General features: G+C 58.5%; 21 protein-coding genes, 3 tRNA genes and 1 other RNA gene. 12 read left to right on the forward strand and 13 right to left on the reverse strand.

What is annotated here, in order from left to right; all coding sequences use genetic code 11:
• The first annotated feature begins 215 nt into the window (after positions 1-215).
• The 4 genes from G5S47_RS00505 (at position 216) to G5S47_RS00520 (ending at position 1711) form a co-directional block, all read left to right on the forward strand.
• Positions 216-950: a glutamine amidotransferase-related protein gene (locus tag G5S47_RS00505; protein WP_219585592.1), complete on the forward strand. Its 735-nt coding sequence runs from the start codon at positions 216-218 to the stop codon at positions 948-950.
• 87 nt (positions 951-1037) lie between these two features.
• Positions 1038-1122: transfer RNA gene (locus G5S47_RS00510), tRNA-Ser, on the forward strand.
• Between the two features lie 80 nt (positions 1123-1202).
• Positions 1203-1298, forward strand: an RNA gene (gene ffs / locus G5S47_RS00515) — signal recognition particle sRNA small type.
• Between the two features lie 340 nt (positions 1299-1638).
• Positions 1639-1711 (forward strand) — tRNA-Arg (locus tag G5S47_RS00520).
• Here the strand turns inward: G5S47_RS00520 and G5S47_RS00525 are convergent.
• The 4 genes from G5S47_RS00525 to gluQRS all read right to left on the reverse strand — a co-directional run bounded on the left by G5S47_RS00525 (position 1677) and on the right by gluQRS (position 4452).
• On the reverse strand, positions 1677-2000 hold the full coding sequence (locus G5S47_RS00525) for a helix-turn-helix domain-containing protein (RefSeq protein WP_219585593.1): 324 nt from the start codon (positions 1998-2000) through the stop codon (positions 1677-1679). The two genes, G5S47_RS00520 and G5S47_RS00525, sit on opposite strands and share 35 nt — an antisense overlap.
• 251 nt (positions 2001-2251) lie before the next feature.
• Complete coding sequence (locus G5S47_RS00530) at positions 2252-2641, reverse strand: HIRAN domain-containing protein (protein WP_219585594.1); 390 nt, start codon at positions 2639-2641, stop codon at positions 2252-2254.
• A 406-nt stretch (positions 2642-3047) separates the two neighbouring features.
• Positions 3048-3419 (reverse strand): hypothetical protein, encoded by a 372-nt coding sequence (locus G5S47_RS00535; protein ID WP_103633173.1) that lies wholly within the window; start codon positions 3417-3419, stop codon positions 3048-3050.
• A gap of 85 nt (positions 3420-3504) precedes the next feature.
• Positions 3505-4452, reverse strand: a complete 948-nt coding sequence (gene gluQRS / locus G5S47_RS00540; RefSeq protein WP_219585595.1) for a tRNA glutamyl-Q(34) synthetase GluQRS — start codon at positions 4450-4452, stop codon at positions 3505-3507.
• 81 nt (positions 4453-4533) lie between these two features.
• Between gluQRS and G5S47_RS00545 the strand changes: the two genes are divergently transcribed.
• The 5 genes from G5S47_RS00545 to G5S47_RS00565 all read left to right on the forward strand — a co-directional run bounded on the left by G5S47_RS00545 (position 4534) and on the right by G5S47_RS00565 (position 8547).
• Positions 4534-5076, forward strand: coding sequence for a fluoride efflux transporter FluC (locus tag G5S47_RS00545; RefSeq protein ID WP_219585596.1), 543 nt, complete (start codon positions 4534-4536; stop codon positions 5074-5076).
• Positions 5073-5540 (forward strand): fluoride efflux transporter FluC, encoded by a 468-nt coding sequence (locus G5S47_RS00550; RefSeq protein ID WP_219585597.1) that lies wholly within the window; start codon positions 5073-5075, stop codon positions 5538-5540. The genes G5S47_RS00545 and G5S47_RS00550 overlap by 4 nt, the downstream gene beginning before the upstream one ends.
• 235 nt (positions 5541-5775) lie before the next feature.
• On the forward strand, positions 5776-6768 hold the full coding sequence (locus G5S47_RS00555) for a methionine ABC transporter ATP-binding protein (protein WP_006680697.1): 993 nt from the start codon (positions 5776-5778) through the stop codon (positions 6766-6768).
• A complete protein-coding gene (locus tag G5S47_RS00560; RefSeq protein WP_219811019.1) occupies positions 6765-7526 on the forward strand; it encodes a methionine ABC transporter permease in 762 nt (253 codons plus the stop codon). The genes G5S47_RS00555 and G5S47_RS00560 overlap by 4 nt, the downstream gene beginning before the upstream one ends.
• Before the next feature lie 172 nt (positions 7527-7698).
• Positions 7699-8547: a MetQ/NlpA family ABC transporter substrate-binding protein gene (locus G5S47_RS00565; RefSeq protein ID WP_219585598.1), complete on the forward strand. Its 849-nt coding sequence runs from the start codon at positions 7699-7701 to the stop codon at positions 8545-8547.
• A 199-nt stretch (positions 8548-8746) separates the two neighbouring features.
• Here G5S47_RS00565 and G5S47_RS00570 read toward each other — a convergent pair whose 3' ends face one another.
• Positions 8747-9295: a YagU family protein gene (locus G5S47_RS00570; protein ID WP_006680700.1), complete on the reverse strand. Its 549-nt coding sequence runs from the start codon at positions 9293-9295 to the stop codon at positions 8747-8749.
• Positions 9296-9531: 236 nt separating this feature from the next.
• Positions 9532-10170, reverse strand: a complete 639-nt coding sequence (gene upp / locus G5S47_RS00575; protein WP_219585599.1) for a uracil phosphoribosyltransferase — start codon at positions 10168-10170, stop codon at positions 9532-9534.
• Positions 10171-10461: 291 nt separating this feature from the next.
• On the opposite strand from upp, the gene tadA reads away from it, so the two are divergent.
• Both tadA and G5S47_RS00585 read left to right on the forward strand, forming a co-directional pair.
• On the forward strand, positions 10462-11313 hold the full coding sequence (tadA, locus tag G5S47_RS00580; RefSeq protein WP_006680702.1) for a tRNA adenosine(34) deaminase TadA: 852 nt from the start codon (positions 10462-10464) through the stop codon (positions 11311-11313).
• Positions 11314-11431: 118 nt separating this feature from the next.
• Positions 11432-11521: transfer RNA gene (locus G5S47_RS00585), tRNA-Ser, on the forward strand.
• A 114-nt stretch (positions 11522-11635) separates the two neighbouring features.
• On the opposite strand, the gene G5S47_RS00590 is transcribed toward G5S47_RS00585, so the two are convergent.
• The 3 genes from G5S47_RS00590 to dcd form a co-directional block, all read right to left on the reverse strand.
• A complete protein-coding gene (locus G5S47_RS00590) occupies positions 11636-12538 on the reverse strand; it encodes a hypothetical protein (protein ID WP_006680703.1) in 903 nt (300 codons plus the stop codon).
• Between the two features lie 106 nt (positions 12539-12644).
• Entirely contained in the window at positions 12645-13946 is a 1302-nt protein-coding gene (locus G5S47_RS00595) for a hypothetical protein (RefSeq protein WP_006680704.1), read from the reverse strand.
• Positions 13947-13952: 6 nt separating this feature from the next.
• Positions 13953-14534 (reverse strand): dCTP deaminase, encoded by a 582-nt coding sequence (gene dcd / locus G5S47_RS00600; RefSeq protein WP_006680705.1) that lies wholly within the window; start codon positions 14532-14534, stop codon positions 13953-13955.
• Between the two features lie 45 nt (positions 14535-14579).
• Between dcd and G5S47_RS00605 the strand changes: the two genes are divergently transcribed.
• Positions 14580-15626 carry an HhH-GPD family protein gene (locus G5S47_RS00605; RefSeq protein WP_219585600.1) on the forward strand — a complete coding sequence of 349 codons (1047 nt, stop codon included), beginning with the start codon at positions 14580-14582 and terminating at the stop codon, positions 15624-15626.
• Positions 15627-15798: 172 nt separating this feature from the next.
• On the opposite strand, the gene G5S47_RS00610 is transcribed toward G5S47_RS00605, so the two are convergent.
• The 4 genes from G5S47_RS00610 to G5S47_RS00625 form a co-directional block, all read right to left on the reverse strand.
• Positions 15799-17199, reverse strand: coding sequence for an ABC transporter permease (locus G5S47_RS00610; protein ID WP_219585601.1), 1401 nt, complete (start codon positions 17197-17199; stop codon positions 15799-15801).
• Entirely contained in the window at positions 17196-17987 is a 792-nt protein-coding gene (locus G5S47_RS00615) for an ABC transporter ATP-binding protein (protein WP_219585602.1), read from the reverse strand. Before G5S47_RS00615 ends, G5S47_RS00610 begins: the two co-directional genes overlap by 4 nt.
• A gap of 1 nt (position 17988) precedes the next feature.
• Positions 17989-19044 carry an efflux RND transporter periplasmic adaptor subunit gene (locus tag G5S47_RS00620; RefSeq protein ID WP_219585603.1) on the reverse strand — a complete coding sequence of 352 codons (1056 nt, stop codon included), beginning with the start codon at positions 19042-19044 and terminating at the stop codon, positions 17989-17991.
• 225 nt (positions 19045-19269) lie between these two features.
• Positions 19270-21732 (reverse strand): (Fe-S)-binding protein, encoded by a 2463-nt coding sequence (locus G5S47_RS00625; RefSeq protein WP_219585604.1) that lies wholly within the window; start codon positions 21730-21732, stop codon positions 19270-19272.
• Positions 21733-21745: the final 13 nt, after the last annotated feature.

A 21745-nucleotide genomic window follows, 5' to 3' on the forward strand; every position in this document is an offset into this window, starting at 1 on the left:
GTTTCACCGGTCAGAACATCAGATTAGCTTGCAGTGATATTGCGCCGGTAGTTTGGTGTCCGTTCTGTGAACGAATAGGCGCGAAGATGCAATTTGGTGCAAGGTTGGGACTGCGTATTTTCATCTGCAGTGTGGTGACGAGGCTCCTTGCGGATCGACAGTCTTCATTCTGAGAATTGTTAGACCATTTCCAAGTCTTTACCTATCCTTGACGTATGAAACCTCTCTTGCTGGTGTCGACACGTCCCGAAGACGTTGAAGTTGAAGCGGAATACCGTTCGTTTCAGCGAACGACCGGCCTAGCAGAAACCGAGCTTGAACAGGTCAGACTCGACATGCTCGGTCTGCCTGACATTGATGTTGAGGCCTATTCCGGCATCATCGTTGGTGGATCTCCCTATGGGACGACAACGTCCGACGTCCACAAGTCGGCGACGCAGAAGCGCGCTGAAGCTGAACTGTTCCACCTTCTTCACGATGTGACGACCGCTCACATTCCCTGTTTTACAACCGGGTATGGAACGGAAGTTGCGGCTGTTCTGATGGGTGGTCAGGTGACGACCAAGTGGGCTGAGCCCGCGCAGATCACCGAGATTTATATGGTTGCCGAGCATGCGGATGATCCGATCTTGGAAGGGGTTTCCCGCACGTTCTACACCTATGTGAACCACACAGAAGCCGTTGAAGAGCTCCCCGAAGATGCGGTCTTGTTGGCGAAATCGCTGACCTGTCCCGCTGAAGTCATGCGGTTTTCAGACAACTTCTACGCGACGCAGTTCAACCCGGAAATCGATTCTGATGCGATTCGTGCTGCCCTTGAACGCTATGAAGATGCGGGTTATCCGGGCACCGATGATGTGGAATCGCTGATGCTTGCCGGGCGCCTAGGGGCGTGTGACCATCAGGCGGGCAAGCTGGTTCGCAATTTCGTTCGCCTTTTTGGTGCGTGACCTATCCCATGAGGGTGTTCGATGTGCTGAGTTAGCATTTTTAGACCGTTTCAGCCTAAGATAAGCAAGCGCACTGATGTGCGTGCTGGAGGATTCGCCTAGTGGCCTATGGCGCACGCTTGGAAAGCGTGTTGGGTGCAAGCCCTCGGGGGTTCGAATCCCCCATCCTCCGCGGTTGTCCCGTCATCCTTTGGGTGGCGGGACTTTTGTTTTTCCGAATCGCCTTTGTGTGGTGGCGTGTGTAAACTGGGGAGCGATCCTCCGTGTGACGGTATCATCTGAACCTCCCCAGGGCCGGAAGGCAGCAAGGATAAGGGTGCGCTGCCGGGTGCGCGGAGGGTCCTTTTATTTTCCGCTTATATTCCGCACAGGCGCGGAATGGGAACGAAAACATGACGAACGCTCCTTCGTGGCATCGCTCGTGTGATCCTGCTCGACGTATCTGACTCAGATCGCGTCGACTACGCGTTGAGAGGGGGCCTCGTGCCCCGTTTTCCGTACGCGAAAAGCGCGCGACGGTGGTACGAGGCTCCTTCTTTATGTGGTTTCGGTCATTCACAGGGAGACTAAAATAGGAATAAATGGCTTGAATGAGCCCGCAATGGACTATTGATGTGATGCAAGCCCCATCTGCGAGTTTGTCATTGCGGGGTCTCGCGCGTAAAGTTGTTTTCAGCCAAACGGCGATGCGCTCGTAGCTCAATGGATAGAGCATCTGACTACGGATCAGAAGGTTGGGGGTTCGAGTCCCTTCGAGCGCGCAGCGGCCCCCCTCGGTGCGACCCACCGGCGGGGGTTCTGCATTTCTACCGAATGATCGGTAACGAGCTCTTGGACAGAGACGTCAAAAAGCTCAGATAGCGCATCAAGTTCGTGCAATTGCCAGGGTCGCAAGCCTTTCCACCGCTTGGTAATTGCTCCCTGAGACATTCCAAGCTCACGCCCCAGAGCTACCTGATTAATCTGCAGTCGGCCAGCGTGCGCGCGCACGTTTGAAGCAACAATATCGGCGGTGCTGACATGCTCATCTATGACTATTGCTGTGCTCATGTTGCTTAGTTTAGTCCAAAACGGACTATATCTATCATCATGGAGAGAATGCAGGCGGTCATTAGTCGTGAAGTTAAGCGATACATGAAAAAGACCGGTAATACACAGGCCTATATAGGTTCATTGCTTAACGTAACTCAGACGCATATCTCCCGACGCCTAACTGGTCGCACAAATCGGAGCGTCGACGATCTTGATGCCCTCACTGACGCGGGAATCGTTTACCCCCTGTGGGAGGACGCTGAATGATGCTAGGCGTACACCCGCAGTGCCCACCGGCCTTTTGTATCTCTCCACAAACGTGCATCGGCTCCAAGTTCATACGTCGAAGCGCTCTTGAACTGACGGTGAAAGCGTGTCGTTTCCTCATGTGGAACATGCCCGAGCAACGCAGAGCCGTAGCAGACCATCACCGCATTGGGGTCGTATTCGTTGTCCGGTTCAGGAATTAGGCTAACCGTCAGCGGGTACCCGTGCGGTGCTCCGACCTTTTCAGGAAGTTGCCACCCCTCAGCCTTCGCAACGCGTTTGAAAGCTCTTTGGTAATACTCTCGCCCTGTCGCTATGAACTCTTCGCTCGGGGTCGCCGCAATGACTTCGCGCGTGCGTTGTTTCCTGAACAAGTTTCCAAAAAGTCCCATACCCACATCATTACACCCCGCAACAGAATCGAGAAGTAGTTATGAGCAAAGAAATTACAGACGACAAACTGTGCAGGCATGCCTATTTCTCTCAGGTGTGATGGTCGCCGTCCATGGGCATTAGACGAATTGGCAGACGTTGCAGAACTGTTTGGGTGTTCCGTGCCTGAGTTGATTTCGGGCAACATTGCCCAACAAACGCAGAACCCCCGCCGGTGGATCGCACCGAGGGGGGCCGCTGCGCGCTCGAAGGGACTCGAACCCCCAACCTACTGAATGCGCTTTTTGGGGCTAATGCCCGAATTGTGTGTCTTTTCGGGCGTGTCGGGGTGATTTTAGTGGCCTGCCCAGCCTTTGCGGATGTGTAGGGATCCGTCTTGGTATTTGCTCCGATGAGTTTGCCGTGTCAGATATTGACGGTGACAATCCAGCGGTCAGCGTCGAGGAAAGCGGTTGTTTTGACCGCTGTCATTCGCAGGCCGTTGTCAGCGCGCATGCGTTCCATAGTGTCTGCGACCTGTTCGTGATTGAAAGTGGCGATCGGCTTACCCAGGCAGTTCACTTCCAAGTAGCCATCGGAGAACCCGCCGTGCACGATGAGCATGCAGTGGAACTCTGCAGGAGCATCCGCGCTGGTTGGAGCCCACTTTTCTTTGCGCGCACGACGTGCAATCGTGACGTCAAGGTCGTGCGACGGCTCTAACTGCGTCCAGTTGTCCGACTCTGCAACGATGAGCGTCGGTTCTTTGTATCCGAAAAGCTTCTGGAAGAAATCCATGGGTTAAGTGTGACACGAGGCCACCTACTTCTGCTGGTCATGCTCCTGTTCAGAAAGTGGAGGATGGAGGTGAAACCCGGTTGGCTCAGAATGCGGGGAGTCCGGTGGGCGGGGTGACAATCCACGGGTCAAGGGGGAGTGCTCGCAGGGAGTCGATGGGGAGAGCGTCTGCAATGTCGATGGCGGTTTGCGCTCCGTCGACCCCCAGGGAACGACCAATCCATTCGACGGCATCCTCCGTGGTCCACCCAAGTTCATGCAGGTCAGCGAGGGTGACGGCTCCGTCGCGCTTCGCGAGGCGAGAGCCCGCCTTGTTCAGTGCCAGTGGCACGTGCACGTAAGTCGGGACCGCGATTCCGAGCAGTGTTGCCAACGCCGCTTGAGCGGGCGCTTGAGACAACAGATCGTCGCCTCGTACAACTTGGTCGACATGCTGGAAGCCATCATCGACCACCGCGGCCAAGTTGTACGCGGGCACGCCGTCAGCACGGCGCAGCACGAAGTGATCGACGGGGCCGGTGAAAGAACCGTGGAGTTCGTCGAATACGGTCCACTCGCTTGCTGGAGCGCGAAGGCGAAGCGCGGGAGTACGCCCGATTTCGGTGAGCTGTCGGCGTCGAACCTCGCGCTCAGTGTCAGTCAGGTTGAGGCATGTGCCGGGGTAGTGTCCCGGCGGAACATGGGGAGCGGACGCGGCTTCTTTAATGTCCTTGCGGGAGCAGTAGCACTCGAACGCATATCCCTGCTCGAGCAGGTAATCGAGCGCCTGCGTGTGGGCGGCTGAACGCGTCGTCTGCACCAGTATTGTGCCATCCCAGTTCAGTCCGATCGCTTTCAGGTCGCCGATCTGGCGGTCGGCGCTGCCCGAACGCACGCGGTCTATATCTTCCATGCGCAGGACAAACGAGCGCCCGCTATTACGCGCCCAGGCCCAAGCGAGGATCGCGGTCCGCAGATTCCCGACGTGAAAATCCCCGGTAGGAGAGGGCGCAAAACGTCCCACGCCTTGCTGAATGAGGGAACCGCTGGTCATGGGTTTAGTGTACAAACTGCGCCGACAGGGCAGGCTGATCGTTCCTGCCCGAGTCTCGTGAACTTGTGTAGGCTGGACGCGATGAATGATCCTGCAAAGCCCGTCCAGCGCATCTGGCCGTACGTTGCCGTTGGTGGCGCGTTGGGCGCGCTTGTTCGCGCTGGCGTGGACTATCTGACAGTGTTCTTCCCCGATTCTGCGGTCATTTCGCACGCGGTTCCCATCATGTGGTCGACGGTTCTCGTGAATCTTCTCGGCGCGTTTGTGCTTGGTGTGGTCGTGCCGCTTTTTACTGATCCCTCACGCGAGTGTGTGCGCCTGCTGGTTGTCACCGGCTTCCTGGGAGCGTTCACGACCTACGGCACATTGATCGCTGCAACTGCGAATGGGATGATCGCGTCCGGATCTATTGTTGGGGCGATTGTTCCGGCGCTCGCGTCGCTGACGTTGCTTTTCCTTGGCGTCGTGTGTGCGGGGTGCGGTTGTGCGCTGGGCCGCTTTGTAAAGTTCGGCATGTTCGAGGTCGTTGAGGTGATTGACGAGGCCGGGTCCAGCGTTCCATCTCCGTCTTCTGATGCGGTCGGGATGGGCGACCGTGACACCTTCGCTGAGGAGGAACAATGATCGTTCTCTTGAGCGTGCTCGGCACGGCCCTCGGTGGAGCACTCGGTGCCCTCTCGCGCTGGAAACTCGACCTGGCTGTAAAAACTAGGTGGGTTGGCAAGCGCGCGTTGGCTGGAAAGCCCCTCCGCCCTTACGTCGGCATCGTGGTCGTCAATACGGTTGGTTGTTTCCTGCTTGGCTTCCTGACCGGGATCCTCCCGCTACTCGCGGTCCTTGTCGCCGGTGGGTCTACGGTCGACTATTCGGGCGTCACCGGAACCGTGTGTTTTGTCCTGTCAACGGGTTTCCTTGGTGGCTTCACCACGTTCTCAACCGCGGTCCTGGATGCGTGGACCGAGGTGTGGGCTCGTCGGGTCCGCGCCGGAATGAGTCTGATTGTTGTCGGCTGGGTGAGTGGCCTCGTCGCCTATCTGCTGGGACTTGGATTAACGGCACTCGTCTCCTGTCTGCTGGGGATTGGATGAGCTGTATCTGTCACCTAAGGTGCAATTCGCGATCTGGATCACTGTTCGCGCGCTGACGGTTACCGAAACGTGATCGCGTAAAACTGCAGGTCAGGCTCACTTTCATTTCACATCGTGGCGTTATGTAACAGAAAATTTGGGTGGCGCGGACTTGCCTCCTATGCTGACAACATCAACGCAGCACGAAAACGCGCCGAAAACCCGGCGCGCACGATCTGAATCGAAGGAGGGCGCCATGATTGATCTTGCCGGAGTGCGAAAGGTTTACTCCGTCAAAGGTGGCAACGAGGTTGTCGCGCTCGACAATGTCACCCTCCACGTTGAACGTGGATCCATCCACGGAATCGTTGGTCAGTCTGGTGCGGGCAAGTCAACGCTCATCCGATGCCTGACCGCGCTTGAACACCCCAGTGACGGCAATATCGTCGTCGACGGGCTCGACTTGGCGCAGTTGCGTGGAAAAGCCCTGCGAGAAGCTCGTCGCAAGATCGGCATGGTCTTCCAGGCCGCGAACCTGCTGGACTCGCGCACCGCGGCGCAGAACATCGGCTACCCCCTGAAACTTGCGGGCGTACCGAAGGATCAGATCAAAGCGCGCGTTGAAGAACTACTTGCCCTTGTCGGTCTTTCGGGACGAGGCGACTCATATCCGTCTCAGCTTTCCGGTGGTCAGCGTCAGCGCGTCGGCGTTGCTCGAGCGCTCGCGGACAATCCCAGTGTTTTGCTGTGTGACGAGCCCACCTCCGCGCTCGACACCGAATCGACGCGCCAGATTCTGGAACTCATCCGCAAGGTTCGCGACTTAGAAGGCGTGACCGTTCTGGTCATCACCCACGAAATGGCTGTCGTCCGCGAAATCTGCGACTCCGTTACTTTGCTCGGTCACGGTCGCGTCATCCAGACGGGCACTGTCGAAGAGGTCGTTGCCGACCCGTCCAGCCCACTCTCGCGTGAACTCGTTCCCGCACCGTCCGTTGATGATGCTGACCTGCGCGAAGGCACCACGCTTCTCGACGTTATCTTCACATCGCACCCCGGCGTGCCCACCGGTGCGACCGTTCTGAACCTCGCCGCCTCAATGGGCGCCGACGTGACAGCCGGAACCTTCGAATCTATTGGAATGACTCAGGTTGGTCGCCTGGCACTCTCCGTGCCCAGCTACCACTCGAAGCAAATTCTTTCTGAACTGCGTGAACATGACATCTACGCCGAGGTGAGGTCCGCATGACACCCGTTCTTCCCTCCCTCTACACGTCGCTTGCAGGCCTGTTGCCCGCAGGGTTGCTACCTGCTGGGCTCCTGTCCGCTGGTGTGAACGACCCGAAGTGGCTGGATAACCCGGCGCTGACGAAGCAGTTCCTGCCGGCAATCGGTGAAACCCTGGCGATGATGGGCTTTTCCACGCTGTTCACGGTCCTGCTCGGTATCCCGCTTGGTCTGTTGCTTGTTCAGACTGCCAAGAATGGCCTGACTCCGAATAAGACCATCTACCAGACCGCGTCGACGATCGTGAACGTCATCCGCTCGCTGCCGTTCATCATCGGCATCGTCGTCCTACTGCCCGTTACCCGCATCATTGTGGGAACAACGCTCGGCTGGCAGGCAACCGTCGTCCCACTCGTGCTCCTATCGGTGCCGTACTTCGCGCGCCTCGTCGAATCGAACATTCTTGCGATCGACTCCGGCAAAATCGAAGCTGCTCAGATGATGGGCGCAACGAACCGCCAGATCCGCTGGGGTGTTCAGGTTCGCGAAGCTGCACCCGCGCTGGTGCAGTCCACGACCACGCTTGCTATTACCCTGATCGGCTACTCCGCAATGGCGGGCGCCGTCGGCGGTGGTGGTCTTGGACAGATGGCCATTAACTACGGCTACAACCGTTGGCAGGACGACGTCATGATCGCCACGGTTATTGCGATCATCGTGATCGTCCAGCTGGTTCAGATGATTGGTGACATGATCAGCCGACTGGTGGATCACCGCTGAGTCGACCACCAGTCGGGCAACCGGCAGGCCAGCACTGTTCAATCAATCGTTTCACATCGACTGACCATTCAGTGGTCTATTTCGTTACACAGTCTTCATACCCGGACGTCTGTGCTCCCCTTGAGGTTGAGCGAGTACGTTTCTGGGTAACAACACAGAAAGAGGAATTCTCATGCGTTCCATCCGTAATCTTGCCGCTACTGGTGTAGCAACCGTCCTTGCCCTTGGCCTCGCAGCTTGTGGCTCCACCGGTTCCGATTCGTCCGCTTCCGGCTCTGAAGCGTCCGGTTCTGGCGACACCGTCACCCTGAAGGTTGGTGCCACCCCGGCCCCGCACGCAAAGATCCTGCAGTACATCCAGGACAACCTGGCAGCTGACGCGGGCCTGAACCTCGACATCGTCGAGTACACCGACTACGTCCTGCCGAACTCCGCCCTGAATGACGGCGAGCTCGACGCGAACTTCTACCAGACCGTCCCCTACCTGGAGATCGCTGAAAAAGAAAACGGCTACGACTTCACCGCCGGTGAAGGTATTCACCTTGAGCCTCTCGCAATCTACTCGTCGAAGATCAAGTCGCTGGATGAACTTCCGGCAGGCGCAAAGATCGGCATCATCGATGACGTCACCAACCAGTCTCGTGCGCTGACGTTGCTCTCCCAGCGGGGCCTCGTCGAACTGCCGACCGACGGTTCTGAAGCCAACGTGAACAACGTGAAGATCCTCGGCGACTTCACCTTCCAGGAGGTTCAAGGCGCCCAGCTGGTTCGCTCCCTGCAGGACGTTGACATCGCCGTTATCAACGGCAACTACGCCCAGGAAGGTGGCCTGTCGCAGGCTAACGACGCCCTGGTCGTCGAGTCCCCCAAGAACAACCCGGCAGTGAACGTCCTCGTTTGGAAGAGTGACACTAACAAGGCCGAAGCGATCGCGAAGCTCGAAGAGTTGCTCCACTCCGATGGGGTCAAGTCCTACATTGAACAGACTTGGGCCGACGGCTCCGTCATCCCCGCGTTCTGATCGGTACTGCTGACCAGCTCTGCTGACCGGCTGCCGGTGTTGATTGGCGAGCTTGGCAGCTGACCAGCCAACTTACTTTAAGAGAGGGCCACCCCGAAAGTCGGGGTGGCCCTCAGCTCAAGTGTTGGTCGCTACTGAAGCTAGCCTCGCTTGTCTGCGTGAATGCTTGTTCAAGTCGCGGTCAGCGTAATCAGTGCGATCAGTGAGTTTCCAGCGCGAACTCGGCGTCCGGTTCCTTGGTGAAGCGGTTGCGCAGGTCGCGACGGAAGACTTCAATGACCCACATCCAGACGATGTGGCCGAAGATCTCGGAGAAGTGCTCCTGCCACGGCTGATCCCACGGTGCCGGGACGATGCCCATGAGTGGCATGAGGATGACGTGGAAGCCGATCCACACGAGGATGCCGAAGACGGCACCCTGCCAGAGCTTGACCTGCGGGAAGCGCTCAGCGAGCACGCAGTAAACGATGGCGACGACGATCGAGAAGGAGAAGTGGATGATGAAGGACATCCACGGCAGGCCTTCATTGCCGTTGAAGGTGTAGGTGGCGTGCGTGAGGTCGGGGTTCATGCCGAACAATTCAAGCAGGGACTGCGGCGGGTTGGTGGCGTTGCGTTCCGGCGTACGCGGGGGCAGTGGTACCTCCCAACCGAATTTGATGATGGCGGAGATGATGCCACCAATGAGGCCAACGAGTGCTGCAACGCCGTACTTGCGACGCTTCGGATTAGTCTGTGTGATATTCATGCTGTCAGCATATGTCAATCCGTTGGCAGCGTGACATTATGTAAGCGATTAAACGCCTCACATCACATGTCAATCTCTGGCGCTGAGTGAACAACCAGGGGAATTCGTCCTCGTTGCTGATGTGCTGGAGCCAGAGAGACGAAGAAACAAAAGTAGGGAGCCACCCCGATTGGAATAGCTCCCTACTTCAGATATGCACGGCGTTCACCATGTCAGTGAACGTGCATGCAACAATGTCAGTCAGCGATGCCGTAGAGACGGTCGCCAGCATCACCGAGACCCGGGACGATGTAGGACTTCTCGTTGAGGTGGTCGTCAACAGCTGCGACAACAACCTTGACGTCTGCGCGGTCACCCACTGTCTTTTCAAGTTCGGCGATGCCTTCCGGGGCTGCGAGAATGCAGATGCAGGTGACATCCTTGGCGCCATGTTCAAACAGGTAGTTTGTTGCTGCGACCATGGTGTGACCGGTGGCGAGCATCGGGTCGAGGATGAAGCACTGGCGACCGGACAGGTCGTCGGGCAAGCGGTTGGCGTAAGTTTCGATTTCGAGGGTGTCGTCGTCGCGACGCATGCCGAGGAAGCCGACCTCTGCGGTCGGGACCAGGCGGGTCATGCCTTCGAGCATGCCCAGGCCTGCGCGCAGGACAGGGACGACGAGCGGGCGCGGTTCGGAGATCTGCAGGCCAACGGTCGGGGCGACGGGCGTGTTGATCGCGGTTTCGGAAACGGCGACGTTGCGCGTGGCCTCGTAGGCGAGCAGTGTGACGAGCTCGTCGACGAGCTGGCGGAAGGTTGCGGACGGCGTTTCGCGGTCGCGCAGAACGGTGAGTTTATGGCTAACAAGCGGGTGGTCCGCGACATGAAGATGCATAGTTTAAGGCTACCGCGCGCGGGCGGGCAGTGGGTAGCGCGCCGGCGTTTTCGTGATTATTCCGCCTCGGTGCCACTGGTGTTTGATGGGGGACGAGGCCCGGATCCGTAATGTGAGGGTGATTCCTTGATTGTGTCGGACACTATTGGGGCGATGTCTCAGGTGGAGAGATAGGTGGATTATTGAGTGAAAGGCGCGTGAAAAAGCCGTTTTTCCTGAGAGTTTCCTGCACGGTTGGATAGTGCGATTCAATTTGTATATGCCTGCCGGTAGGCTGTAGGCGTGACACCAATGGATCGTTATCGTGACGCGATGAGTCGCGCTTTGTTCTACGCCAACCAGGCCCGTGAATCGGGCGATGTGCCGGTTGGTGCCGTTGTCATTGATTCGCTGGGGCGGATTGTTGGTAAGGGTTGGAATACTCGCGAGGCCGCGCATGATCCGTGCGGTCACGCAGAGATCAATGCGCTTCGCGAGGCTGGCCAGACCTTGAAGCGTTGGAATCTTGTGGGCTGCACGCTGGTTGTCACGCTTGAGCCGTGCACGATGTGCGCGGGGGCGGCGTTGGCGTCACGCGTTGATCGCGTGGTGTTTGGCGCGTGGGATCCGAAGGCTGGCGCGGCGGGTTCGTTGCGTGATGTGTTGCGTGATTCTCGAATGAATCACAGCCTTGAGGTCATTCCGGGTGTTTTAGGGGTCGAAGCCACGATCCAGCTGAAGGCGTTCTTCCAAGACAAGCGCGAAACTACGGCTGAGCCGACGGGACGCGGTGCTCTAGCAAATGAGCCAGTTGCTGTCCCTCCCTTAGAGGCAATTGCGTCGTGGAATCACCCGGGTTCGCTCGAGTCTTCGGACTCCGTTTCAGACAGTGACAGGGAAGCGAAGAAGTCTGAAGAGCCTACACAAGAGTCTGCTACGACGTTGCTTCCGCAGATGGAGCGAGCTTCGCAACCAGTGTCTAATCGGGCGAAACCCGAAAATTTGGGCCTCGTTGCTTCGAAGGCGGATGCGGTGCCAGCTGGGGAAATGACGCCCTTTGTATCTGCGCCCACTCGCGCAAAACATGCGGGCACCCCGGCAGATGTGCGCATAGTGGCGGGTATTCCGTTGCGTAGTCACGCGTATAAGCGGGCGAAGCACTGATCGGTGCGCGGTTGGCAGAATGCCTGCGTAACGACGCGGGGACAACGTGTGGAACGTATCGCATGGGCGGACCTCGTGTGGAGTTTGCCGGCGACTTCTGTTTATACTTATGCGCATTGGTAGCGTGTCCGAGCGGCCGAAGGTGCAGCACTCGAAATGCTGTGTGGTGTAACAGCCACCCAGGGTTCAAATCCCTGCGCTACCGCCAGAGTGTCCCGCAGTCAACGACTGCGGGACACATTTTTATGCCGAGCGTCGGTGCCTCGTGGGGTATTCGGCAGTGACTGAGAAGCCTGCACCTTGTGGCGTATTCGGCAATGACTCAGAAGCCGGCGCCTCGTACCGCATTCATCACGGAGCGGACGTGTTCGCGCGTGTCGATGATGGGTGCAATGAAAGCGTTCCATGCGCGGATTGACGTGAGGGTGACAGCCGTCGAAATAATCGACGTGATGATCGCGGATGCGAGCGTCGCAATGCCGGTCAAGACCGCAGTGATGATCACGATCAGGCTGACGGCGCTGGCGACCCATTCCCACCAGCGGGTGATACCTCGTGTCGTGCTGTTGTTCATGTGGTGCACCGTTGTCGTGAATGAGACGCAGAATGCGACCGCTGAGACGACGAAGGGGATGGAGCCGGTGGATGCGGAAGCGAAGATTCCGCTGAGCAACCATGAGAGCCAAGTGATGAACACGAATGCGGTTGCTCGCCCGTTTTCTGCGCGTTTACGCAGGTAACTCCAGGTGGCATATGTGATTGCGATGGCGACGAGCGTTGAAACAAGTCCCGTCGCAATGAGTGCTGACCTGGTTGTCAGCATCGTGTTCAACGGTGCTGTAATTCCTGCGATTCCTGGGATCAAGGAAGTGAACGCCAGCATCATGTTCAGGATGAGTGCGACGAGGAGAGTGATCCCCAGAACCTGCAGGCTGGGCAGTTGTGTTTCGCTCAGGCGTGCGGTGGGGATTGAGTCGCCAGAGTATTCTTGACCAGCGTTTCCTGAGGTGTACGAGGCCGTGCCCGCTTGGGTGGTCGTCGGCTGGGGTGCGGTCTGCTCGTTGGTTCCCGGCGTTGAACGCTGGGTGAAGTGAACGCGGTCGCGCGAATCCGGCGTGGAGTTGGAGGCCGAAGATGCTGATCCTGCGGAGGGGCGCCCAGTGGGGGTGGGGTTCTCGAAGATGAGTTCGACTTCGCGAGGTTCGGGGCTACCGGTGGTGCTCATGAGTCTATTCCATCGCACTCGTCTGAATGTTTCCTGAATCGTGGCTGAGCAAGAGCTCGTGTGCGCTGTAGGCGAACAAACGGCGCAAGCTGGCCGAGTAGGGCTGTTATTCGATTGCGGTATCGTCCACAAGACCGACGAGGAAACCGTCTTCGTCAATCACGGATCCGCCGACGGCGGTGACGATGATTTCTGCGACCTTCTCAATGTCACGCGATGAGCGCATGCGCTCCAAACGCGCTGCTCGTGACACTCCAGTCGGTGTCTCGAGCATTCCTGCCGGCAACCACTTCAGGTGATATTCGATGATGACGCCCGTTGTCCACGACTCCCAACGCAGAACCTGGGGAGGACGAGGAACCGGTTCTACTTCGATCATGAGATCCGACCGGTTCGCGATCGGGGTGACAAGCGCGTACCCGGCAACAACTTCGGGGGTGGCACCGACTTCTTTCGCTGCCCTTTCGGCCAGTTCGCGTGCTTTCGCGATCTTTGTCGCGATATCTGTGCGGATCGTTCCAGGTTCCGCAGCGATCGCAGCATTTTTTTGAACCACCTGTTGCGCGGACTGCGATGCGGGAGTGGCAATCTGACGTGAATCTGTGAGCTGTGGGAAATGAGGCTTGAGCAGGTTCAACAGGTCCTCAGGATCCAGCCAGCGTGGAGTGTATACGGTCAACGAAACCGCTGAATCAGGATCCGGGGCGATCATCTTCCCCGAATCGGCGACGCGAACAGCGCCACCCAGGCGTCGAGCCATCCGCTTCAGTGCGGTCAAGATCCGGTACTCTAGGCCGACGGGAACTCCATCGGGGAAAACGCTTGCCCACTCGTCGAGGACGGCAAGCTGAGGATCCACGGGATTTCTGCGCGACTTTGGGCATTCCAACACCCACACGTTTGTGAGTGAAGCGGGGGTCTTGAGCGTCTTACGTAGAGTTGCGTCAATGCTCCATGGTCCCACCAGTCGTGCCTCGCCAACAAGGTGTAGCTGACCGGCTCCTTCCCAGCGAGCTTCATCCCAAATTGACAGGGCGAGTGCCTCAATTTCTAAGGGATCTACTTCATCCGCCAATAACAGTAGATGGTGTTCAGAGGCTGCGGCCTCGTCGATTGAACGCGCGGGAGCGGAAGTCGAAATTGTTGCCGAAATAGGAGCAACCTGCGACGTCTGCGAAACGCCTTCGGTGCCAACGGAGAAGGTCTGCGAAAACTCGGACAGAGAGGTGATGGCATTCAACGACGTTGAGGTGAGCGACGTTGAATCACCAACATAATCTTCGGTCAACGAGGAGCGTGAACGCGAAGACGCCTCTGCCATGCGATCGCGCAAAGAGCGACGCGCCAGCGCACCGGGAACACTATTCGTCCCAGTGCCCTCGTTGTTATCCGAAACCTCGTCTGACACGTTCGTTCAACGCTCGATCCGAGTGCGGTTGAAACGCAGGTGCGTGCGCGACGGAGTCGGGCCACGCTGACCCTGGTAGTGCGAACCCAAACCGGACGAACCGTAGGGGTGCTCCGCCGGAGATGACAGATTGAAGAAGCACAGCTGGCCGATCTTCATGCCCGGGTAGAGCAGGATCGGCATGGTCGCCGTGTTCGAAAGCTCCAGCGTGACGTGGCCGGAAAACCCGGGGTCAATGAAGCCAGCGGTCGAGTGCGTCAGCAGACCCAAGCGACCAAGCGACGACTTACCTTCAAGACGCGCTGCAATGTCATCACCCAAAGTGACCAGCTCGTAGGTTGCGCCCAGTACGAACTCGCCCGGGTGCAGAACGAACGGTCGATCCGGTCCCACATCAACCTGATGCGTCAGATCCGTCTGATCAGCGGACGGATCAATCACGGCGTAACGGTGGTTGTCGAAAAGACGGAACAACCTATCCAAACGCACGTCAATACTTGCTGGCTGAATCAGATCCCGATCAAGCGGGTCCAGCTGAATACGCCCAGAATCAAGGCCGGCATTAATATCGCGATCGCTCAATAGCATGGCTCAATTGTTTCACATTCACGGCGACCGTTTAGGCTGATGGTCATGTCCTCTTCCTCTTCTGGCGCTGTTCGTGGCGAAACTGCGCCCGCAAGCTCGGCTACTCGGCAGGCCAAACGCAACGAGGTGCTCACCGGTCTCGTGAATTGGATGAAGGAAAACAAGCGCGAACTCCCTATGCGCTCCGAGGACGTGACGCCGTGGGGAACTCTGGTTGGCGAAGTGATGAGCCAGCAAACACCCATGCCTCGTGTCCAACCGATTTGGAGCCGGTGGATGCAGCTGTGGCCGACGCCCGCTGCGCTCGCGGTTGCTCCTGCGTCGCGGGTTCTGGTCGAGTGGGGGAGGCTCGGCTATCCGTCGCGCGCACTGCGCCTTCGCGAGTGCGCGATCGCCATTAGTGAGCGTCCAGGTGGCCAGGTTCCCGCAGACTTTGAGTCGTTGTGTAGCTTGCCGGGCATCGGCCCGTACACGGCATCTGCGTTGATGTCGTTCCAGTTTCATGAGCGTCGCGCGGTGCTCGATACGAATATTCGACGCGTGATTGCGCGGATTTTCAGCGGAATCGAGCGACCTGCATCTTCGTCCCCGACTCGCGTCGAGAGGGACCTCGCCGATTCCCTGCTACCGTCGTCGGGCGTTGAGTGTGCGACGTGGAACCTTGCGCTGATGGAGTTCGGGGCGATTGCGTGCACATCGAAGAATCCTGGGTGTGATACGTGTCCGCTTGTCAGTGAGTGCGCATGGTTCGTTGCCGGGCGTCCAATGGTCGAGGTCAAGAGAAAGTCTCAGGCCTGGGCGGGCACGGACCGGCAGGCGCGCGGGCGAGTGGTGCAACTGTTGCGCGACCTGCACGTTTCCGGCGATTCCGCCAGTTCCGATTCTCCCGTTGCTTCCGGTGATCTGTCAGCTACCGGCAATGTCCCTTTTCCAATTGACGAGGCCGCTCCGACAGTTTCGTACTCTGCGGCGTTAGAAGTGGCGACCTTGCCGGGTGGTGACCCTGACCAGGCTCCCCGTGTGATCGAAGGCTTGCTTGCTGATGGCCTGCTGGTGCGCGTCGGCGAGGATCGCCTGGCTCTTCCGCGCTGATTGTCCTCGCTTGCATACTGCCACGGAGACAGGTTGTCCCCGAGGGCGAGTTGTGCTTGCTGCTGACGGCTCACCGACAGAGTCGGTGGGCCAGACTAAGAGCAGTTGCTGGAGCTTCCGGGGATTACCTGCACAGCGGCAGCGACTGGTTGGAGGCTAGCCAGGCAGGTTGTCAGTACCGGATCGCGTCGATTGGTTTGACTCTGACGGCAGCGAGCGCAGGGATAATTCCGCAGAGAGCGCCGATTCCCGTGGAGATGGCAATGCCGTCGATGGCTGCGCTCATCGGGAATCGTGGGCGTTCCTGCAGGTAGAAGCCCAACGTGTCAATCGGCAGAAGCCGGAGCACGATGATGGCAATTCCGACACCGATGACGCCGGCAACGAAAGTGGCGACAACCGACTCCATGAAGACCGCGAAGAAGACTCGTTTAGCGGATGCTCCCATAGCTCGCCGGATGCCGATTTCTCGGACGCGTTGGCGCACGGTGACGATCGCGACGTTCAGTAGCCCGAGTGCGCCCAGCAGGATGACGATGCCACCGATGACCATGATGACGGTGCGGATCGTATTCATGCTGGATTGTCCGCCGTCGTAGCCTTCACCGCCGTAGACGTCGCCTTTCCAGTCTTTGCCGAGTACGGATGCGAGTGCTTTGGGGAGCAGGTCTCGTGCTTGTTCTGCCTGGTCAGCTCCGGTCCAGACCAGCATTTCAACACCGTTTGATGCGGGGGATTGTCCGCTGAGCGCGGTCGACTGCGATTTGGTGAACTGCCAGGCGGTGTAGTCGATGTAGGCGGTTGGGCTGTCCCATTGTGAGGTGGATTTGACGACTCCGACGACGCGGTATTGGGTGGCGGAAGCATCGTTGGCGTGCAGGACGATCGGGTCTGCAATATTCGCGTTAGCTAGGTATTTCCAGAGCGTGGAGTTGATGACGATGGGGACGACTCGCTGGTTGGCGTCGCCCGCATCGATCCACCTGCCGACGGTTGGGGTCAATCGGAATAGCGTGGAGTACGCGGGGTCGACGGCTTTGATGGCTGTGGACGTTTCCATCGTTGTCAGGTCCTGCGTCGTGGGGACTCCTCGGTATGAACCGGCTTTTGAGATCTGTTCTATCTCAGTAAAGGTGATGTTCCCTGTTTCGAGCCTGGACCAGTAGGGGATTTGCAGGCGTTGAGCGACGGTTGTCATGGCGTCACCCATGGGGTCGTGAATGACGCCGGTGAGTGCGGTGAGTGCGTTGCTTCCGTCGCTGCTGGTAGTCGGCGTTCCTTCGGCGTTTGTTGTGGTGCCAGTTTCGCTTTCGGTCGACGAGGCCGCGTCTGTCCCACCGGTGTCTGAACTGGTTTTTGACGCGCTGACGTGCAGGGTAATGGATCGGCCTGAATAGGCTTCCTCCATTTCTTTATTGGCCTGAACCAGCATGTCGCCAAAGGCTATGACTGAGGACATGGCTGCGACGGCCGCGACGACGCCGACGAGGGAGAGGATGACTCGGGTTTTTTGTACTTTGACTTCGCCCCATGCTTCTACGAGGGCGCCGACGATCTGGTTGAGGGCATTCATTCCTGAGTCTCCTCCTCTTCGCTCCGACCACCGGTTGCGGGGAAGGTGACCAGTTGGGTGGGGTCGGCCTCGTCGATTGAAGGACGGGTGGCGGAAAGATCGTGGGAGTCGATTGCGTGCAGGGTACCGTCGGCGAGCTGGAAGATTCTCTTTGCGCGCGAGGCGACCGCGAAATCGTGGGTGATGACGATGAGGGCGGCGTTGTTTTCTCTGGCGACGGTTTCAAGGAGTTCCATGACCAGCGCGCCGGTTTCGGGGTCGAGTGCGCCGGTGGGCTCATCGGCGAGGATGACTCTTGGCTGGTGGACCAGGGCACGTGCGATGGCGATGCGCTGCTGTTCACCACCGGACATTTGGGAGGGGTAGGAGTCGAGGCGATCGCTAAGACCCACGCGGTCGAGCATGGAAGCGGCAAGCGTGCGACGCCTCCAAAATGCTTGTCCGGTTGCGTAGAGCAATGGGACTTCAACGTTTTCAAGTGCCGTGCGCGCGTTGAAAATGTTGAACTGCTGGAATACGAAGCCGAAGGTTGAACCTCGCAGGGCAGAGCGCTTCCCTTCGCCCAGGCGCGTCACGTCAATGTCGTTGATCATGTATGTTCCGTCAGTCGGCAGATCCAGAAGACCAATGATGTTGAGCATCGTCGATTTGCCGGTGCCGGAGCGCCCCACGATGGAAATGTGGTCGCCGGGATCGACGTTCAGGTCGACGCCACGCAGGATTCTCAGGTCGGACCCGTCGGGTAGTTGAACCGTCCGGGTGACCTGGGCGAGTTCGATCAGGCTCATGTCAGCCCGCCGAGTTTTCAATGGTGACCGTCAGGGGAGTGGCTCCATCTACACCGGATTCACTGCCCTGTGTTTTCTCTGAGCTGGAGGTGGGAATGAATTCGAGCACCGAGTCGGATTCCGTCAGACCTTCCTTGATCTCAACGATTTCACCGTTAGTCAGACCCAAGGTGACAGGCTTCTTTTCGGGTTTGTCGGCTCCATCACTGGCGGGGATGTAGACAAATCCGCTTTGGAAACGGCCTTCAACAGCGCTGATGGGGAGTGTGAGGACATCGGTTGCGGAGCCCGCGACAATGTCCATTTTCAAGCCGAGGCCGGGGAAGACCTTCTGATCTGCTGGGATTGCGCAACGTGCTTGGATACCGGTGCTCTGCTGGTTCTCTCCCTGCTGATTCGTGTTCTTCTGCGTCGTGTCAGGCGTGACGATCTTGAGTCCAGAGCAGGTGAAAGGTGCGGGCCCATTAGTGATGGTCACGGTTGCTTCGGAGGGAGTTTCTTGAATGCGGTACAGCTGGTCAGCGTTGAGAGTTGCCACGGCGGAATAGGTGGAGGGGGCGATGGTTCCCAGCTGGTCGCCGATGCTGAAGCGCTGGCCGAGTAGCGCGCTGAGATGCAGGGTGCCACTGGCGGGGGCAGTGATGTCCGTGTACGTCGGCGTCGGTTGAGCGTCTCCCGTGTTCCCCTCGTCGCCGGTATTCGGGATGCTTTCGTTGTTTTCATCGCGCACCTGCAGGATCATGGCCCCTGCTTCGACGTATGTGCCGTCACTGACGGCGATGTAGTTGACAGTGCCAGCCCCGGTTGCTTTAACAACGGTGGAGGGATCGTTTTCGATGCTGCCGGTGACCGAGACAGTGTTCGTGATGTCCGCTTTCGTTGGGGTGACCGTCATCTGCCCGTAATTCGCGCTCGGATCAAGGGGCTGATCGCTTTGGTCCGCCCCAGTGGAAGGGAAGAATGCGAATTTCACGAGGCTGATCGCGATGATGATCCATACACCTGTCTTAATCAGGGCGATGATCTTTTGAAAACGCGGGGACGTGGAAGAGGACACGAATACTCCTAGACGCTCATCAACGTTGATGGTTCCCAACGGTATCAGTGCCCCGTGTCGCGGGGAGATGAGGACACTGACAAATCAGGGGTGACTCAGGGTGAGTCAGGGTTGCGTGAATTCTGGTTTGAGACTGTTGAAAACTGCGAGTTTGGGCCCAAAGAAAGGTGACAATACCCGGTTAAACACAGTCTTGGCTCGGCAGAACGGAAGAGAATAACGACCCTACTGACCGCGCTTCACGGCTTCGAGTAGCATGACTGCCACGTCTTTCACCTCGGGCAGGGAAGTGGCTTCCGTCAACGTGGCGCCGTCAGCAGGTGCGCCCTGGCCAGAGCCGGACATGAAGCCCGCCGAGGAGCCGGACGCGGACCCCAGCATCTGTGAACAAAACGGGCACGCAGTGGCGACCACGTCCGCGCCTGTTGATGCTGCCTCGACAATGCGAGCATCGGCAATGCGGGTGCCTCGTGATTCTTCGAACCAGGCGTGCGCGCCACCGGCACCGCAGCACATGGCGCGGTCGCGGTTACGAGGCATCTCAACAACCTCAACACCTGGGATGGAAGCGACCAGTTCGCGCGGTGGCTCGTAAACGCGGTTATGGCGACCCAGGTAGCAGGCATCGTGATAGGTGACGTGCAGGGGGCGACCCGCTTGGTCGGTATCAGACGGAGAGCCTGGAGCAACCGGCTTTAACAGACCGTCGCGCACTAGGCGGTTCAGCAACTGGGTGTGGTGGATGACGTCGAAGTGACCACCGAGCTCCGGGTACTCGCCAGCAATCGTGTTAAAACAGTGAGCGCACGAGACAACGATCTTCTGAGCCTTCGCCTCGTTCAGAGTCTCAATCGCCTGCGCGGCGAGCATCTGGAAGAGAACCTCATTGCCGGCACGGCGCGCAGCATCACCCGTGCACGACTCACCCGAACCGAGGACAGCGAAGGAAACACCGGCAGTGTGCAATAGCTCTGCCACGGCAGCGCTGGTCTGCTTTGCCTTATCGTCGAAAGCGCCCGCGCACCCCACCCAGAACAGGTAGTCGACCTCTTCAGCGGTCTCGATATCTTCGCCGATCACGGGCACGTCGAACTCCAGGTTCTTCGCCCAATCCAAACGCTTCCGTGCCGGCTGATTGTAAGGGTTGGCCTTTGATTCCATGCCACGGAATGCGCGTCCCAGTTCGCGTGGGAATGCGGCTTCCATCAGCACTTGGTGGCGACGCAGGTCAAGAATGTGGTCGATGTGCTCAATGTCGACGGGACATTGTTCGACGCAGGCGCCACACATCGTGCAATCCCAGAGGACTTCCTCGCTGACAACGCCGGGAACCAGTGGTCCGGCGACGTCAGTGACGCCCTCAGGACCAGTTGCCCCGGACGCGGAAAGCATCTGCAGGACATCGAAGGAATGCGGGGAAGGCTCAACGCCCTTATCTAGCATCAGATCGCCGTGCTCAATCACGTCGGCAACAGTGCGGTCACCGGGGACGTTACCGTCAACAAGTTCCTGAGAGACGATCTCTTTATTCGACGCTGACTCCACGTGGTCGCGCATCGACATGATCAAAAGCTTGGGGGAGAGGGGCTTGCCCGTATTCCACGCGGGGCAGAGTTCCTGGCAACGACCACATTCCGTGCAGGCATACAGGTCAAGGCGTGCCTTCCACGACAGGTCGGTGGCACTGCCCGTACCCAGAACCGTGTCCTCGGGAAGGTCTTCGAACTGTTCTTCACTGGTCACCGGCACGCCGTTGATCAGCATGTGATCGGCGGGACCAAGCGACTTTGTGCCGTCATCGTTGCGACGCGCATACAGGTTGACGATCGCAACGAAACGGTGCCATGCAACGCCCATCGACGTCTGCACGCCGACCACCATCATCCAGAGCATTGACGTCATGATCTTGACGGTCGCAACTACGGCGATCGCGTTTGCAAGACCGGTTGAGCCAAGCCCAGCCTTCAAAGCAAGCGCGCCGATCCACCCGGTTAGCGGGAAGTGAACAATCAGAGGCAACGGCCATTCCTGACCCACATTGTGTTCGAACATCAGGCCGTATTCGAGGCCTCGTAAACCGATGATGCACACGCACACAATCAGAACGACCCACTCGACGAACAGCGCCTGCCATTTCGTCGACCCGAGGAAACGCGACGCCAACCCTTGTGGTGAACCGTCGCGCGGGTGCGGGCAGGACAGTGGCGCGTCGTTACCCGTCAGGGAAGCCTGATCATCATTCGACACGGCTGCCTCAGCGACACTGCCGTGGCCAGCGCGCTTGCGCACGATCATCAGGTAGATGATGCCCAGCAGACCACCCCAGGCGAGGACCTCTGTCAGCCACTCCCACGGCGCAAAATGCCCCAGCAGTGGCAGGGCATACATCTGATCGCGCAACTGCCCATAGCCGGCAACAAGCGTGAGGAACAGCAGAGGGAAGGAGATCATCACCAGCCAGTGAGCGACCTTCACCCACGGGCGATGCTTGAACTCACGGTGAGTCAAAATCGTAGAAATCATCGACCATAGGCGCTTGCCCACCGGGCGCAGACGCCCCGGATCAGGCTGGCCCTGGTTGATCTGGCGCCAGATATGTGCGATACCGCGACCGAACGCCAGCAGGGCGAGCAGAGTCACCAGCAGGGAAAACACCCAGCACACAACACTCAGAGCAGAAGATGCCATCGAAATGATCTCC

It is taken from the genome of Schaalia turicensis, from assembly GCF_019380255.1.
GTDB lineage: Bacteria > Actinomycetota > Actinomycetes > Actinomycetales > Actinomycetaceae > Pauljensenia > Pauljensenia turicensis_A.